This window comes from Flavobacterium tegetincola DSM 22377 (genome assembly GCF_000425485.1).
Lineage (GTDB): Bacteria > Bacteroidota > Bacteroidia > Flavobacteriales > Flavobacteriaceae > Flavobacterium > Flavobacterium tegetincola.
On sequence record NZ_AUDN01000023.1, the window covers coordinates 69634 to 85643 of the forward strand.

Annotated in this window: 15 protein-coding genes and 1 tRNA gene; 9 read left to right on the forward strand and 7 right to left on the reverse strand. The window is 32.6% G+C overall.

What is annotated here, in order from left to right; translation table 11 throughout:
• Positions 1 to 5: 5 nt before the first annotated feature.
• Complete coding sequence (locus H602_RS0106390) at positions 6 to 2129, reverse strand: Tex family protein (RefSeq protein ID WP_026977268.1); 2124 nt, start codon at positions 2127 to 2129, stop codon at positions 6 to 8.
• A 166-nt stretch (positions 2130 to 2295) separates the two neighbouring features.
• Between H602_RS0106390 and H602_RS0106395 the strand changes: the two genes are divergently transcribed.
• Positions 2296 to 2565, forward strand: a complete 270-nt coding sequence (locus H602_RS0106395) for a DUF1294 domain-containing protein (RefSeq protein WP_026977269.1) — start codon at positions 2296 to 2298, stop codon at positions 2563 to 2565.
• A 57-nt stretch (positions 2566 to 2622) separates the two neighbouring features.
• On the opposite strand, the gene H602_RS0106400 is transcribed toward H602_RS0106395, so the two are convergent.
• The 3 genes from H602_RS0106400 to H602_RS0106410 all read right to left on the reverse strand — a co-directional run bounded on the left by H602_RS0106400 (position 2623) and on the right by H602_RS0106410 (position 5091).
• Positions 2623 to 3669, reverse strand: coding sequence for a hypothetical protein (locus H602_RS0106400; protein WP_026977270.1), 1047 nt, complete (start codon positions 3667 to 3669; stop codon positions 2623 to 2625).
• Positions 3670 to 3794: 125 nt separating this feature from the next.
• Complete coding sequence (locus H602_RS0106405) at positions 3795 to 4226, reverse strand: RpiB/LacA/LacB family sugar-phosphate isomerase (RefSeq protein ID WP_026977271.1); 432 nt, start codon at positions 4224 to 4226, stop codon at positions 3795 to 3797.
• 625 nt (positions 4227 to 4851) lie between these two features.
• Positions 4852 to 5091, reverse strand: a complete 240-nt coding sequence (locus H602_RS0106410; RefSeq protein ID WP_026977272.1) for a hypothetical protein — start codon at positions 5089 to 5091, stop codon at positions 4852 to 4854.
• Between the two features lie 105 nt (positions 5092 to 5196).
• On the opposite strand from H602_RS0106410, the gene rnr reads away from it, so the two are divergent.
• The 6 genes from rnr to H602_RS0106440 all read left to right on the forward strand — a co-directional run bounded on the left by rnr (position 5197) and on the right by H602_RS0106440 (position 10954).
• A complete protein-coding gene (gene rnr, locus H602_RS0106415) occupies positions 5197 to 7380 on the forward strand; it encodes a ribonuclease R (protein WP_026977273.1) in 2184 nt (727 codons plus the stop codon).
• 4 nt (positions 7381 to 7384) lie between these two features.
• The gene (locus tag H602_RS0106420; protein ID WP_026977274.1) at positions 7385 to 8056 is read left to right on the forward strand and encodes a head GIN domain-containing protein; all 672 of its coding nucleotides are present in this window, start codon (positions 7385 to 7387) and stop codon (positions 8054 to 8056) included.
• A 70-nt stretch (positions 8057 to 8126) separates the two neighbouring features.
• The gene (locus tag H602_RS0106425) at positions 8127 to 8813 is read left to right on the forward strand and encodes a LysE family translocator (RefSeq protein WP_026977275.1); all 687 of its coding nucleotides are present in this window, start codon (positions 8127 to 8129) and stop codon (positions 8811 to 8813) included.
• A 204-nt stretch (positions 8814 to 9017) separates the two neighbouring features.
• Positions 9018 to 9659: a GldM family protein gene (locus H602_RS0106430; protein ID WP_026977276.1), complete on the forward strand. Its 642-nt coding sequence runs from the start codon at positions 9018 to 9020 to the stop codon at positions 9657 to 9659.
• Positions 9652 to 10332 carry a GldM family protein gene (locus tag H602_RS0106435; protein WP_026977277.1) on the forward strand — a complete coding sequence of 227 codons (681 nt, stop codon included), beginning with the start codon at positions 9652 to 9654 and terminating at the stop codon, positions 10330 to 10332. The genes H602_RS0106430 and H602_RS0106435 overlap by 8 nt, the downstream gene beginning before the upstream one ends.
• Positions 10333 to 10447: 115 nt before the next feature.
• On the forward strand, positions 10448 to 10954 hold the full coding sequence (locus tag H602_RS0106440; protein ID WP_211224048.1) for a hypothetical protein: 507 nt from the start codon (positions 10448 to 10450) through the stop codon (positions 10952 to 10954).
• Between the two features lie 471 nt (positions 10955 to 11425).
• Here the strand turns inward: H602_RS0106440 and H602_RS19840 are convergent.
• Together H602_RS19840 and folB are read right to left on the reverse strand one after the other, a co-directional pair.
• A tRNA-Cys gene (locus tag H602_RS19840) sits at positions 11426 to 11496 on the reverse strand.
• A 116-nt stretch (positions 11497 to 11612) separates the two neighbouring features.
• Positions 11613 to 11972: a dihydroneopterin aldolase gene (gene folB, locus H602_RS0106445; RefSeq protein ID WP_026977279.1), complete on the reverse strand. Its 360-nt coding sequence runs from the start codon at positions 11970 to 11972 to the stop codon at positions 11613 to 11615.
• Between the two features lie 109 nt (positions 11973 to 12081).
• On the opposite strand from folB, the gene H602_RS0106450 reads away from it, so the two are divergent.
• The gene (locus tag H602_RS0106450) at positions 12082 to 14178 is read left to right on the forward strand and encodes a glutamine--tRNA ligase/YqeY domain fusion protein (RefSeq protein WP_026977280.1); all 2097 of its coding nucleotides are present in this window, start codon (positions 12082 to 12084) and stop codon (positions 14176 to 14178) included.
• Positions 14179 to 14470: 292 nt separating this feature from the next.
• A complete protein-coding gene (locus tag H602_RS0106455; protein ID WP_026977281.1) occupies positions 14471 to 14797 on the forward strand; it encodes a YtxH domain-containing protein in 327 nt (108 codons plus the stop codon).
• Between the two features lie 81 nt (positions 14798 to 14878).
• Here the strand turns inward: H602_RS0106455 and H602_RS0106460 are convergent, their stop codons facing one another.
• Entirely contained in the window at positions 14879 to 15910 is a 1032-nt protein-coding gene (locus H602_RS0106460) for an SPFH domain-containing protein (RefSeq protein ID WP_026977282.1), read from the reverse strand.
• Between the last annotated feature and the right edge of the window lie 100 nt (positions 15911 to 16010).

Here is a 16010-nt window from a genome sequence, read left to right on the forward strand (position 1 = left end):
TTCTATTACAAAATCATCGTCAATTGAACGCGTTTTCTATCCTCGTCCACTTCCACCACTTTTACTTGAACATGCTGGTGTAACTTCACCACTTCATTCACGTCACTTACAAAACCGGCCTTCAATTGCGAAATATGCACCAGTCCGCTTTCCTTAACACCGACGTCTACAAAACAACCAAAAGCTGTAATATTATTTACAATTCCTGGCAAAATCATGCCGCTTCGCAAATCTTTTATTGTTTTTACGTTCGGGTCAAATTCAAAAACTTTCGCGGCTTTTCTTGGATCTAATCCAGGTTTTTCAAGCTCTTTAACAATGTCTTTCAGCGTTAAAATTCCCACTTCCGCAGTAGCATAATTCTCTAATTTTATTTGTGAAATTTGCTCTTTATTTCCAATTAATTCTTTCACCGAAATTTTCAAATCCTTCGCCATTTGTTCTACAATTTTGTAGGTTTCAGGATGCACCGCTGAATTATCTAACGGATTTTTTCCGTCTTTAATTCGAATGAAAGCTGCCGCTTGTTGGTAGGCTTTTTCGCCTAAACGTGGCACTTTTTTAAGTTGTTTTCGGTCTTCAAAAGGTCCGTTTTCAGAACGATAAGTGACGATATTTTCCGCCATCTTCTCGCCTATTCCACTTACGTAACTCAGTAATGATTTGCTTGCGGTATTGATGTTAATTCCCACTGAATTTACACAACGAACGACTGTATTATCTAATTCTTCTTTTAACTTTGTTTGGTCTACATCGTGTTGGTATTGTCCAACTCCTATCGATTTTGCGTCAATTTTAACCAATTCTGCCAATGGATCTGAAAGTCGTCTGCCGATAGAAACCGAACCACGAACCGTCACATCATAAGTAGGAAACTCATCCCTGGCAATCTTACTTGCCGAATAAACCGAAGCACCCGCTTCCGAAACCACAAACACTTGTACCGGTTTATCAAAGGCAATTTTCTTTATAAAAAACTCCGTTTCCCGACTGGCCGTTCCGTTTCCAATGGATATTGCCTCAATAGCATAAGCGTTCACCATCGACCGAATCTTCTTCATCGCCATCGTCGTGTCGTTTTGTGGCGCATGCGGAAAAATAGTTTCGTTGTATAATAAATCGCCTTTTTCGTCCAGACAAACGATTTTACAACCACTTCTAAATCCTGGGTCAATAGCTAAAATTCGCTTTTCGCCTAAAGGTGGCGCCAATAACAATTGTCCTAAATTCTGTGCAAAAACATCAATTGCTTTCGCATCTGCCTTTGCTTTCGCTTCTTGCAATGTTTCATTAGAAATCGCCGGTTCTAGCAAGCGTTTGTAACTGTCTTTTATGGCAATTTGGACTTGTTTTGCACTCTCATTTTTGCCTTTTAGTACATTTTGTTCAATGAAATCGATTGCCTCGTCACTGTCGATTTCAATTTTCAACTTAATGAAACCTTCATTTTCCGCACGAAGCATTGCTAATAAACGGTGTGATGGCGCTTTTGACAACGCTTCACTCCAATCAAAATACTGTTTGAATTTTTGAGCATCGTCTTCCTCCGCTTTCTTCTTAACCACTTTCGTCGTTACCGATGCTTTCCGTTGAAATAAACGACGCAAATTCTTCCGAACATAGATATTTTCGTTAATCCATTCAGCAATAATGTCCCTAGCTCCTTGCAAAGCTACCTCTTCATTAGCAACTATGTCGTTTAAATATTTTGAAGCCACAGAATCCACATCATCTGCATGCTGACTCATGATGATTTTTGCCAAAGGTTCTAAACCTTTTTCTCTTGCAAGATCTGCTCTTGTTTTTTTCTTCTTTTTAAAAGGTAAATATAAATCCTCAATCTCTTGTAAATCAAAGCTTTTTTCAATCTTGGCTTTTAATTCTGATGATAGTTGGCCTTGCTCTAAAATAGTTTTTAAAACCGAATCTTTTCGCTTGACGATTTCTTCATATTGCTTGGAAAGTTTGGCAATATCTTCAATTTGCACTTCATCTAAATTTCCCGTTGTATCTTTTCGATACCGCGATATAAAGGGAATTGTACAATCTTCAGAAAGTAATTTTAAAGTGGCTTCTATATTTTTATCCGCGGTATTAACTGCAGATTTTATGAATTGAATTTGGTTCATGTAAGAAAATTTAACGCAAAGATGCAACGGTTTTCGCAAAGTTTGCAATGGAATATTCAATATTAAGAATATTTCTGTTTTAGAATATCGTTGCTGATTAAATTCGTGAATTGACAATTAAAGAATAAATTTACCAGAAATAAATTCCTTAAAAATTACACTTTTCATGACCACTTTTTACATTCTTTTAGCAATCAACATCTTTGCTTTTTTATTAATGGGTTATGACAAAAAACTGGCAAAAAGAAAAAAAAGTCGTATTTCTGAAAAAACACTTTTAATGTCAGCCTTCCTTGGTGGAAGTTTAGGTTCAGGAATTGGAATGCTTTATTTCAGGCATAAAACTTCCAAAAACAGTTATTTAGTAAAGTTTTGGAGTATTGTTATTGTACAAATAATCCTACTTTATATTGGTTATGATTTTATAATGAAATAAAGCGATTGGCTTTCCAAAAATGATAATTAAGTTCTTCTAAATTCTAATTAATTCTGTTTAATCTTCCACCTTATAATTCCGAATCATAAAATCTAACGCAGATTGAACGATTTCTCCCATAGAAGTCGCATTTTTAAAACTAACGTCGTGCGTCATTTCATAAATTTCTCCCTGCAATTGTTGGATGTGTTCTAAAGGTGCCAATTTTGTGGATTTCATTGCTGCAACTAAACTTTTTAAGCGATCGTGCGTGTCTACCAATCGTTTTACAATTACAGAACGTTCTTCAATTTGGTACTGAATAACAGATTTTGGGTTCAACCGATCTTGAACCAGTTCAGAATATTTATAGTTTTCTTTAAAAAGGTGGGGTTTATAAAGCTTAAAACTGCCTTCGTAACTTTGTTGGTCAAAGTCAATCGCACGAATTTTAAAAATACGTTGGTCAAAATCATAAATCGGAATCACCACAAAATTATAAGAACGCATATCACCTAATAATCCAATCATGCAACGCTCATTAAACTTAACAAATTCTTTAGCTATTTGGGTTCTTTCATTTTCGTTGCAATTCTTTAAATTCTCTTCTAAAAAAACATCACCTGGAATTCCAACAATGTGCTCTTCTATTAAAGTGTCTTCAAAAACTAAAAAATTGATGGTATTTGGCGAAATAATATGCTCTAATTCCAGACCAAAAATACGCGAAGCATCCGCCTTTTTTACGTAGAAATGCGTGTAATTATCATTCAGAATGTTTCTAACTTTGATCCTGAATGGTTTTGAATTTCCAAAAGTGCAAAAATCAATATTATCAACGCTCAAGTGTTCCAAATTGGTATCGTCACCATCAGAATGCAATAAAGTGTAAATTTTCTTTAAACTGTTGTCAAGTTCTTCCCTTTCAAATTCATTATAATACACTCTAACCCACAAAGTATCTTTATCTTCTTTATCATATACGCCAACACTTCCTTGAAAACGAAGTAAATCATCATAATAAACCCGAGTTTTTGTGAGTCTTTTATATTTTTGAAGGTAACTTCGTAACGTATCGTTAATAGGATAATATTGCTTCTTAAGTTGTGGTTTCTGTTGACTCATTTTTTTTATTTGGTAATGAAGTAAGTTAGCGTTTTAAATTTAAATAAAGAAAAAATCCTGTAGTAATAACTGATCTATCAATAATAGCAGCATTACTACAGGATTATTTTAAAATAGAATTGTATTTATTTACAAGCAATTTTATCCACTCTTGTTTGGTGTCTTCCACCTTCAAATTCTGTATTTAAAAAAGCTTCCACCATTTCAACCGCTTGATTTATAGAAGTATATCTAGCGGGAATACTGATGATGTTGGCATCATTATGTTGACGCGCTAAAACCGCAATTTCTTTGATCCAACATAAAGCACCACGCACTTTTGCATGCTTATTAACAGACATGTTGATACCATTTCCGCTTCCGCAAATTACAATTCCAAAATCTACTGCAGCATTTTCAACATCAGTAGCTACTAAATGTCCAAAATCAGGATAATCTACACTATCTGGAGTATCCGTTCCGTAATTGGTTACTTGGATTCCCTTCGATTCAAGCATCGTAACAATTGCTCTTTTATATTCTGGACCTGCGTGGTCATTTCCAATTGCGATTTTCATCATTATATGTATATTAGTTGTGTGCTACAAATTTACTTTAATGTTATACTACAAACCAAAAAAAGTGCCTTCTTATTTTTAAGTTGAAAATCAGTATTTTACGTTATTAACAATTTATAATTACTTGACAATCAATGCTTTTTTGCAATAAAATTGTAAACTAATTGTAATGTTAATAACGTTTCTTAATGAGTTGGAAATCAGTTAACCTTAAATTAACAACTTTTGTTGATAAGTTGAGATAGAATTTCAGAACTATTATTTGTTTGTTCGGATAAAAATCTTAATCCAAAATTGGTAATTATAAACCTACAAAAGTTTGGCTTATTTTTAGAAAAGTTATCAGCATACTTTCTGATTTTGTTAACAGATATCAACACCTAAACTTATCTACAATTTCATTCTATTTCAGGTTATCAACCATTGTTAATAACGTTTTAAAAGACGTTGAAAAGGAACACTTTACAATTTATAATAGTGTTAGTAAGTCGGAATAAGTAACTATAACTTGATTTACCATACGTTTTTAAGAAAGTTATAGTAGCTATTAACACGCTATAATAACCATTAAAAAATTAATTTAAATTTCCTTTTCTTTTTTATTATTTAAATAAGTGTTGACAACTTAAACAATTTTTAAATCGTTATTGTCTTCCAGTTCTTTCAAAATAAGTTGAACTACTTCAAAATCGTTGGGATGAATCTTAAGTTTAATTCCGCCCAAAGCATTTCCGTAAAAAGGAACAATGTTCATCATCGTTTCATTTTCAAAATAATATTGAATCTCTTCCTGATCTAAAATGTGTTTTAAAACCACAATCTCATGTGGATAATTAAAAATAGCAATGGTTTTAAATTCTTCCATGGTGTATGAACAAAGCCTATAAACGTTATTTTTTCATTAAATCTGACTTTCGAGTTAGAAAGTTAAGTATCTTCTTTGTAATTTTCAACATTATATAGAAAGATTATGAGTAAAATACCTAAAAAATTAGGAAAAAAAGAGAAAGATTTCTCTGGAAAAATAGTAAAAATACTAGCACAGCATGCAAATAGAGCATTTAATTACAAGCAGATAGCTACACTTTTAGAAATAGACGATACCAAAGGCCGGAATGAAATTATAAAGGATTTAAAGATTTTAGCTTCTAAAAAAGAAATTGTTGAAACGGAACCAGGAAGATATCTTGTAAAAGCAATAAGTCAAGATTATTACGAAGGAACCATTGACATGACCGGACGTAAGACCGCTTATTTTGTTTGTCCAGAACTGGAAGAAGATGTTTTTATTCCAACCAATAATTTGAACCGAGCTTTAGACAAAGACAAGGTGAAAGTCTACGTTTACAACCGTAGAAAAGGAAAACGTCCTGAAGGTGAAGTGATTGAGGTTGTTGAAAGAAATAAAACAGAATTTGTAGGAGTTATTGACATCCAAAAGAATTTTGCATTTGTTTCTACGGCAAATCCAAAAATGTATACGGATATTTTTATTCCAAAAGACAAATTAGGCGAAGCCGAACAAGGTGATGTGGTTTTAGTTCACATTGAAGATTGGCCTAAGAAAGCCGACAGTCCTTTTGGTTCTGTAGTGAAGGTTTTAGGTAAACCAGGAGAACACAATACCGAGATTCATGCTATTTTAGCCGAATACGGTTTACCAGCTGAATTTCCAATTGAAGTTGAAGTTTTTGCACAAAAATTAGATACGTCTATTTCTGAAGAGGAAATTGCAAAACGTCGCGACATGCGAGAAACGTTGACCTTTACAATTGACCCAAAAGACGCAAAAGATTTTGATGATGCACTTTCGTTTAAAAAATTAGAAAATGGAAATTACGAAATTGGTATTCACATTGCCGATGTTTCGCATTATTTGCAAGAAGGGACTATTTTAGATGATGAAGCGTACCAAAGAGCCACTTCGGTTTATTTAGTGGATAGAGTAGTGCCGATGTTGCCTGAAGTATTATCTAATTTTGCTTGTTCTTTACGACCAAATGAAGAAAAATATACGTTTTCTGCGGTTTTTGAAATTGATGAAAAAGCACAAGTTGTTAACGAATGGTTTGGTAGAACGGTAACGTATTCGGACCAAAGATTTGCATATGAAGAAGCTCAAGAAATGATTGAAACCAAAGGAAATAAAATTCCAGCTGAAATTTCAATCACGGGTGAAGAATATATTGTGGGTCCAGAAATTGTCGATGCAACATTGAAATTGGATGAACTTGCTAAAATTCTGCGAAGAAAAAGAATGGCTGATGGAGCAATTTCATTTGATAAAGTAGAAGTAAAATTCAACTTGGACGAGCAAGGCGAACCGGAAGGCGTTTATTTCAAAGTGTCGAAAGATGCGAATCATTTGATTGAAGAATTCATGCTTTTGGCCAATCGAAAAGTGGCAGAATTCATTGGAAAACAGAAGAAAACGTTTATTTATAGAATTCACGACGAACCAAACGAAGATAAATTATTTGCAATGCAAACCTTGATTGCAAAATTTGGTTACAAAATTGATTTACGTGAAAAAGGAAATATTTCGCAATCACTGAATCAATTGATGGCGGATGTTAATGGTAAAAAAGAGCAAAATTTAATTGACACTTTGGCCATTAGAACGATGAGTAAAGCCAAATATTCAACAGATAATATTGGACATTATGGTTTGGCTTTTGATTATTATTCGCATTTTACCTCGCCAATTCGTCGTTATCCTGACGTAATGGTACATCGACTATTGCAGTTTTATTTAGACGGCGGAAAATCTGTAAGTGAAGAAGTTTACGAAACTAAATGTCAACATTGCTCTACGATGGAAGGTTTAGCCACAAGTGCAGAACGCGACAGTATCAAGTACATGCAAGTGAAATACATGCAAGACCACAAAGACGAAGAGTTCTTGGGTGTTATTTCTGGTGTAACTGAATGGGGAATTTTTGTTGAAATTATTGCCAATAAATGTGAAGGAATGTGTAGAATCCGTGAAATAAAAGACGACTATTACACGTTTGATGAAAAGCAATATGCTTTGGTAGGCCAAATGTCAAAACAATTATTACAACTTGGTGACGAAGTGATTGTGAAAGTAAAAAATGCAGATTTAGTTAAAAAACAATTGGATTTTACATTGATTAGAAAAAATGAAAAATAGATTTATGAAGAAGATTGCAGTTTTAATAGCGTTAGTAGTTAGTAGTTTAGGTTTTGCTCAAGTAAATAAGAACCTTGGAGAATTTGACAAAATCAATATTTTTGATCGAATTTCAGTACAGCTGATTCCTTCGACTGAAAACAGAATTGAAATTACCGGAAATCGTTCTCAAGAAGTAGAATTGGTGAACAACAATGGAACGTTGAAGATCAGAATGGAGTTTGGAAAACTGTTAGACGGAGATGATATTTCGGCTAAATTATATTTTAAGCAAATTGATGAAATTGACGCCAGTGAAGGTTCTTATGTAATTTGCGATGCACCCATAAAACAGACGGCAATGAAAATCAACACCAAGGAAGGTGCTGAAATCCGATTGGTTTTAGATGTCAAGAAAGTCAATTTAAGAGCGGTTACTGGTGGAATTTTAAAAATAAAGGGTTCTGCTACCAATAGTGATGTTTCGATCGGTACAGGAGGCGTTTTGCAAGCAGTGGATTTGCAAACTGTTCAAACTACGGTAAAAATTACAACAGGTGGAGAAGCTGATGTTCGTGCAAGCGAATTAGTGGATGCCAAGGTTAGAGCAGGAGGGAACATCACCATTTATGGAAGTCCACAACAAATCAATAAAAGCACCACTTTAGGTGGTTCTATCCACGAAAGTAAAAGGTAAGTTGGTATAAAAGTCGGCTCTTTTCTAAAATTCAAGTATATTTGTGATTGCTCAATGATAAATTCATTCAATGATTGAAGATATTTTATTAGGAATTCCACTTGGTATTTTGCTATGCTTTATGATTGGTCCTGTTTTCTTTGTACTCTTGGAAACAGCTGCAATTAAAGGTTTTAGGGCCGCTTTAGTATTTGACACTGGAGTAGTCATGGCTGATTTAGTTTTCATCGCTATTGCCTATTTTAGTAGTTATCGCCTTATTAACAACATAAAAGACGAGCCCGCCTTATTCATTTTTGGCGGACTAATAATGGTTACTTACGGCGTTATTTCTTTTGTTAAACAGAAAAATGCCATAAAAAAACTCGACTTTAAAGATCAAATTGAACTCATCAAGAAAAATTATTTCCAATTGTTGATAAAAGGCTTTTTGCTTAATTTTATCAACGTTGGAGTTCTTGGTTTTTGGTTGTTAATTTTCATCACTTTTGGTCCACAATTAGAACTTAAAACTTCAAGATTAGCGGTATTTTTTGCAACAGTAATTGCTACCTATTTGGTTGTGGATATTGTTAAAATTCTTCTAGCAAAACGTTTAAAAAGTAAAATGACACCTGCCAATATTCTTAAAATTAAGCAAGTTACCAGTGTTTTACTCATTATTTTTGGAATAACCATCATGCTTCAGGGCTGGTTTCCAAGTGACCAAAAATTAGTGAAGCAAGCTTTAGAACAGATCGAACCGCATCACGATTAATATTTATTTCATTATTCTGATTATAATTTGCCATTCTGAATTTGTTTCAGAATCAAATCTTTCTGTATTTTTTAAATCATAATCCTGCTTTCCGTTAAATCTTTTCCCGCAAACACTGCGAGAAAAGGATACCACTGTAATCAGGGATATTTAAACAATCAATAGGCTTCTTTTTATCTTTTGGCTTTTTAAAAATTACGTTATATGAGAAATTTCCACTTTCTGTTATTATTCCTCTTTAGTTTTAGCGTTAACGCTCAATCAGATACAATAATTTCTGCAAAAAGAAGCGTAATTGCTTTAGACAAAGTAAAAACAATTTACCGAGGATTTGCAAATCCCATTTCAATTGCAGTTTCTGATTGTAAATCGTTTAAAGTTGAAGGAATAGGTTTACAAGAAAAATCAAATGGAAAATATGTGTTAATTCCCGGAGCTGGAACTGAATCGAAGATTGTTGTTACAATTACAAATTTTGATGATTCCATTTCGGTTGAAGAACACACTTTCATCATAAGAAATTTTACGAATGCAGTTACTAAAATTAATGGAAGTTATTGTGATAATTGTATTTTACTTTTTAAAAAAGAAGATTTAAAGGATGCTTATATTGATGTTAGTTTTCGAGATTTAAATCTTGATTACAAAACTGAAGTAACTGAATTTACAATTAAAATTTCTAAAAAGGAAAGGATAGTCATTAAAGGAAATCGTATTTCTGATGAAGTTTACAAACTGCTAAAAAGTAATCAAAAAATTGTAATTTCAGATATTAAAACAAAGTTTGAAAGTTTAGGAAATATAATGATTTGTCGAATTCCTTTAATTCTTTTAAAAGTTGAATAATGAATTCCACCAATATGAAAAAAATATTTTAGTACTTTTTTTCTTTTCAACTCTATGCGTTAACGCTCAATTAGATACAATAGTTTCTGTAAAAAGAAGTGTCATTGCATTAGACAAAGTAAAAACAATTTACCGAGGATTTGCAAATCCCATAACAATTGCTGTTTCTGATTGTAAATCGTTTACTGCTGAAGGAATTGGTTTAATGGAAGTTTCAAAAGGAAAATACACCATAAGTCCAGGTCAAGGATTAGAATCTAAAGTTATTATTACAATAATCAATTTAGATGATTCAATTTCGATTGAAGAACATGTCTTTAAAATAGCCAATATTCCTCAAATTATGGCTAAAATAAACAATGAAAATTGCTATAATTGCATAATTGAGCTAACAAAAGATGAAATTAAAAATTCAGTTATATCCATTGGAATTAATGATTTTAAATTCGATTTAGATTTTGAGGGTGAATACTTTAGAGTGAACGAATTTGATATCGTTCCAAAAGGAACTACAATTAAAGTTCAAGGTAATACATTTTCAAAAGATGCATTGACTCTTATCAATAAACTTAAAGTTGGTGCAATTTTTTCTGTTGAAAACGTACGATATGCAAATCCTCATAACATTTGCAGAGGTGTTGTTTATCCAATTAAAATTATGAATATTTATTAAATTTTATTTGATACTTTCCGGTACAATAGCCACTATTAAAATGGCAATCCATAAGTATAAGAATGATTTTTCCCTATCAATATTGAGTTAACATTAATTTTAATGTATTAAAAATTTGAAAAAAAATAATTTATTACTTAATAATTTAATAAAATTTTTAAAATATATTTGCTTCGAAATTTTAAAATATGCACCTTATCATTTATTAACACACGCCATTATGAAAAAATTATTAGGATTATTTTTAGCTGTTATTACATTAACAGCTTGTTCTAGCGATGATAGTAGCTCGAGTAACTCAAAAACAAAGGCAATGATTACATTGCAAAAAACTTCAGGGGAGCCTGTTTCTAATCTTACCGTTTACGCATACGAGCAAGATACTTGGGAAGTAATAGGTGACAAGCCTTTATTTGCTGATTTTCAAGCTGCGTCAGACAGTCAAGGTGTTGCTACTTTTTCTAATATTTATAAAGAAACATCTTTCAATTCAATTAACAATAATACTAATACTTTCCGCTTTTCTGCTCATTATACTTTAAACGGAATTGATAAAATAAAAGTGGTAGCTATAACTTTTCAAAAGGGAGATACCAAATCAGAAACTTTAATACTTAACTAAATCCTGTTAAGTTGCATATTTTAATTTCACTTTTTTTTATTATATTTTATCATTTTTCTTCCTAAAAATTAAAGCTTTGATTCTTATCAAGAAACTTAAAGTTTGTGCAATTTTTTCTGTTGAAAACGTACGATATGCAAATCCTCATAACATTTGCAGAGGTGTTGTTTATCCAATAAAAATAATGATTAAAGAGTAATCTCAATCAACTTTTCCTGCAAGGTTTTCAAAACCTTGTAGGTCTTGTTATTGATACCTACAAGGTCGAAAAAAGACCTTGCAGGAAAAGCGAAAAATGTAGGATTCGAAACACTTCTTTATCTATTTTTTTCTAAAAATTTAAACACAAAAAAACCCTCAAGTTTCCTTGAAGGTTTTAGTGACATCTTCCGGATTCGAACCTTGCCTTTATCTAATTTTTCCTAAAAATTAAACACAAAAAAAAGAGATACATTTCTGTATCTCTTCTTGAGGCATCGTCCGGATTCGAACCGGAGTAGGAGCTTTTGCAGAGCCCAGCCTAGCCGCTCGGCCACGACGCCATTGTTTAAACGGATTGCAAATGTAACTAAAAAGTTTAAAAGTTTAAAGTTTAAAGTTTAAAAAATTTATTAAAATTAAATTCCTCTAACTTTCAATCTTTTAATCCTTATATCATTTAACTACGGTATTCCTCCATTTCAATCGTAACGCGTTCTACATCACCACCAATAGGAGGATTTATTTTTGAAACCGCTAATAAAATTCTAGATACTGAAGGTATTTCATCAAAAATTCGCTTGATAATTCTATGAGCTACATGTTCTAAAAGTTTGGATCGTATCGCCATTTCTTCTTCCACGATGCGATTTAAATGCACATAATCTACAGTATCATTTAAATCATCCGTTTCGGCCGACTTTCGTAAATCAGTTTTTATTTCCAAATCAACTATATAATCAGAGCCAATTTTTCCTTCTTCAATCAAGCAACCGTGGTTGGTATATACACGGATATTCTGCAATTTTATCGTTCCCATTTCATTCTATTTTTATTCAACCCCAAAGTTAAGTTGTTTTAAATGATTTTTAAAAAACTTTAAACTTTAAACTTTAAACATTTTCTATCTTTGTCAAAATTACAAAATAATGTCAACAGAAGAGAAATCATTGAATTTCATTGAACAAATTATTGAAGAGGATTTAAAAAATGGTTTATCGAAAGATAAATTGCGTTTTCGATTTCCTCCTGAACCTAATGGTTATTTGCATTTAGGACACGCGAGTGCTATTGCACTAAATTTTGGTTTAGGAATTGATTATCAAGCTCCTGTAAACCTTCGTTTTGACGATACTAATCCTGCAAAGGAAGAACAAGAATACGTTGACGCCATAAAACGTGACGTAGAATGGTTGGGTTACGAGTGGTCGGAAGAACGTTATGCATCTGATTATTTTCAGGAATTATACGATTGGGCTGTGATGTTAATCAAATCTGATAAAGCGTATGTAGACAGTCAATCTTCTGAAGAAATGGCTGCTCAAAAAGGAACACCAACAACTCCAGGAATTGACGGACCATTCAGAAACCGTTCTGTTGCAGAAAATCTTGATTTATTCGAAAGAATGAAAAATGGAGAATTTGCAGAAGGCGTTCATATTTTAAGAGCAAAAATCGACATGAAATCAACTAATATGTTGATGCGTGACCCGATTATTTATAGAGTTATCAATAAATCACACCATAGAACAGGTGACAAATGGTGCGTTTATCCAATGTACGACTGGGCTCACGGCGAAAGTGATTATTTGGAACAAGTTTCACATTCATTTTGTACGCTTGAATTTTTGCCACACCGTGAATTATACGATTGGTTTTTGGACCAAGTTCGTGATGAAAATAAAGTACGTCCGAAACAACGAGAATTTGCCCGTAGAAACCTTTCGCACACCATTGTAAGTAAGCGAAAATTATTACAATTGGTAAACGAAAAACATGTAACAGGTTGGGACGACCCAAGAATGCCTACGATTTCAGGTTTGAGAAGACGTGGTTATACACCAATTTCACTTCGAAACTTTACCAAAACCATTGGTATTGCCAAAAGAGAAAACCTAATAAGTGTTTCTGTTTTAGAATTCTGCATTCGTGAAGATTTGAATAAAATAGCACCACGAGTTATGGCTGTTTTAGACCCAATTAAAGTGGTAATTTCTAATTATCCAGAAGATAAAGTGGAATGGTTAGAAGCTGAAAATAATCAAGAAGATGAAACTGCAGGTTTCAGAAAAGTGCCTTTTTCACGCGAAATTTACATCGAAAGAGAAGATTTTATGGAAGAAGCACCTAATAAATTCTTCCGTTTGTCTTTAGGAAAAGAAGTTCGGTTGAAAAATGCGTACATCATTAAAGGTGAAAGTGTCACTAAAGATGCAGATGGAAATATTACAGAAATTCAAGTTTCTTACGATATTGATTCTTTAAGTGGAAGTGGGACAGAGGCAAGTCAACGAAAAGTAGCCGGAACTTTGCATTGGGTTGACATCAAACATGCGATTCCAGCTGAAATTAGGCTTTATGACCGCTTATTTACTGATGAAACACCTGACGGACACAAAGAGAAAGATTTCCTTGAATTCGTTAATCCAGACTCTTTAAAAGTAATTACTGGATATGTTGAACCAAGTTTATTAACCGCTCAAGCAGAAGATAAATTTCAGTTTCAACGTTTAGGATATTTCACGGTTGATAAAGATACCACAGCTGAAAATTTAATTTTCAACAAAACCGTTGGACTTAAAGACGCTTGGGAAGAAAAAGGTAAGAAAGAGGAAAATGCAATCAATAATTCTTTGAAAGACATCAATAAATACTTCAAAGTTGATGCAGAAAATCAGAAAATAATTGAACAAGCGATTGCTCAAAATATCGAAAGTATTTCTGATTTTAGTTTGTTGCAAAACGCGATTCGCAAAAATACCAACAACAATAAAAGTTCGCTTTTGTTTGCCAATTGGTTATTTAAATATTCAAAAGCCATCAAAATTTCAGATGTTGAAATGGAAGCTTTGCAAAAATTGTACGGCATGTCCTTGAAAAGTGAATCTCCATTTGTAAGAATGGAAGCGATTCAACTTTTAACACAAGATGTTGAAAATTTAGCACATTTCAAAAATCAATTAACTGAGATGTTAGAAAAAGATAAAAGTGAAGAGGTTAAAATTCTAATTTCTGAAACTATCTAGATTATAGTTTAAATCGATGAAAAGCCTGCAATTGGCAGGCTTTTTTTATTATTGAAAATTCTGATTGTTTTATAATATTTAATCAATTTGTACTATTGAAAGTGGCTTTAAATTAGGCGATTTAAGCTAAGAACAAGAAATTTATATGGAACATTACCATCTTTAGGATTTTTCTTTAAGCAATAGCGTTTGTGTTATTTTCACGATTAATTAAAACTACTTTAACGGCTTATTAACAACATTAACGTAAATTGTTTGTAACTTTATTAAAAATTAATAAACACACAAAGCTATGTCAGTAAAAGATAACGGAGGAACAGTATTAGCGCTTTTAGCGGGTGCTGCAATTGGAGCAGGATTAGGAATTTTATTTGCTCCAGAAAAAGGAGAAAAAACAAGAGGTAAAATCAAAGACAAGTACGACGGTCAAAAAAATGACTTGATGGAAAAATTTGGTGAATTATCTGAAACCGTAAAAACGAAATTTGCTAAAACCAAAGTAGATTTAGAAAAAGGTTTTGATGATTTGGTTGACAATGCAGATGAGAAATCAGAAGAAGTAATAGCCAAGTTAGAAAAAAAATTACAAGAGTTGAAAAAAGCAGCTCACAATTCATAATTAATTTCTATAATTGAAATTATTAATTCAATAAAAAAGAGGCCGTAAAGCCTCTTTTTTTTATTCCTTTAATTCTCGAAATTAAATTCTTGAATCATAATTATCACCATCTTCTGGTTGTTCTTCATCTTTTAAATTCTGATAATCGTCAGAAGGTTTAAAATCGTCAGAAGCCTTTTTTGCTTTTTTATTTGCAATACGGTTTCTGTTTCCTTCTTTCATTGCTTCACCAATTTGGTTTGAAGCAGAGAATGAAGCGACCATATTATTTAACATGTCACTTCCAGCTTGTGGCGAATTTGGTAGCAAAATTAGATTCGAATTCGTATCAGCACCAATTGCTTGCAAAGTATCATAATGTTGCGTAACGACAATCAATGCAGAAGCTTCCTGCGAGTTAATTCCCACTTTATTCAGAACATCTACACTTTCAACCAATCCACGAGCAATTTCACGTCTTTGGTCGGCAATACCTTGTCCTTGTAAACGTTTACTTTCAGCTTCTGCTTTTGCTTTTGCAACAATTCTAATTCGTGAACTTTCAGCTTCAAATTCAGCAGCCGTTTTTTCACGGTCAGCCGCGTTAATTCGGTTCATCGCATTTTTCACTTGAATATCTGGATCGATATCAGTTACCAATGTGTTGATAATATCGTAACCATAAGTAGTCATTGCTTCGTTCAATTCTCGTTTTACAGCGATTGCAATATCATCTTTTCTTTCGAAAACATCATCCAATTTCAATTTTGGAACTTCAGCACGAACTACGTCAAAAACGTAAGCCGTTATTTGGTCGTGTGGATATTCTAATTTGTAAAATGCATCATACACTTTATCTTGAATCACCTTAAACTGAACCGAAACTTTCATTTTCACAAAAACGTTGTCTTTCGTTTTAGTTTCAATAATAACGTCTAATTGTTGAATTTTCAAATTTACTCTACCTGCAATTCTATCTACAACCGGAATTTTTAGTTGTAAACCGGAACTTCTTACACTTGTAAATTTTCCGAAACGTTCGATGATAACTGCCGTTTGTTGCTTAACGGTAAAAAATGAAGAGAGAAATAGGAAAAATCCTATTACGAGAATGACATAAAAAAATACATCCATTGCTTTTGGGTTTTAATTGTTTATTAAATAAGTCGCTTATAAGAAGGGAAAGTTACAACTTATTTTCAACAAAAAATCCTTTTAAAATTTGACTTCTAAA

What these genes read in the sequence shown, in the direction of transcription:
- H602_RS0106390 (WP_026977268.1), bottom strand. Translation starts at nt 2,129, where the DNA reads ATGAACCAAATTCAATTCATAAAATCTGCAGTTAATACCGCGGATAAA.
- H602_RS0106395 (WP_026977269.1), top strand. Translation starts at nt 2,296, where the DNA reads ATGACCACTTTTTACATTCTTTTAGCAATCAACATCTTTGCTTTTTTA.
- H602_RS0106400 (WP_026977270.1), bottom strand. Translation starts at nt 3,669, where the DNA reads ATGAGTCAACAGAAACCACAACTTAAGAAGCAATATTATCCTATTAAC.
- H602_RS0106405 (WP_026977271.1), bottom strand. Translation starts at nt 4,226, where the DNA reads ATGAAAATCGCAATTGGAAATGACCACGCAGGTCCAGAATATAAAAGA.
- H602_RS0106410 (WP_026977272.1), bottom strand. Translation starts at nt 5,091, where the DNA reads ATGGAAGAATTTAAAACCATTGCTATTTTTAATTATCCACATGAGATT.
- rnr (WP_026977273.1), top strand. Translation starts at nt 5,197, where the DNA reads ATGAGTAAAATACCTAAAAAATTAGGAAAAAAAGAGAAAGATTTCTCT.
- H602_RS0106420 (WP_026977274.1), top strand. Translation starts at nt 7,385, where the DNA reads ATGAAGAAGATTGCAGTTTTAATAGCGTTAGTAGTTAGTAGTTTAGGT.
- H602_RS0106425 (WP_026977275.1), top strand. Translation starts at nt 8,127, where the DNA reads ATGATTGAAGATATTTTATTAGGAATTCCACTTGGTATTTTGCTATGC.
- H602_RS0106430 (WP_026977276.1), top strand. Translation starts at nt 9,018, where the DNA reads ATGAGAAATTTCCACTTTCTGTTATTATTCCTCTTTAGTTTTAGCGTT.
- folB (WP_026977279.1), bottom strand. Translation starts at nt 11,972, where the DNA reads ATGGGAACGATAAAATTGCAGAATATCCGTGTATATACCAACCACGGT.
- H602_RS0106450 (WP_026977280.1), top strand. Translation starts at nt 12,082, where the DNA reads ATGTCAACAGAAGAGAAATCATTGAATTTCATTGAACAAATTATTGAA.
- H602_RS0106455 (WP_026977281.1), top strand. Translation starts at nt 14,471, where the DNA reads ATGTCAGTAAAAGATAACGGAGGAACAGTATTAGCGCTTTTAGCGGGT.
- H602_RS0106460 (WP_026977282.1), bottom strand. Translation starts at nt 15,910, where the DNA reads ATGGATGTATTTTTTTATGTCATTCTCGTAATAGGATTTTTCCTATTT.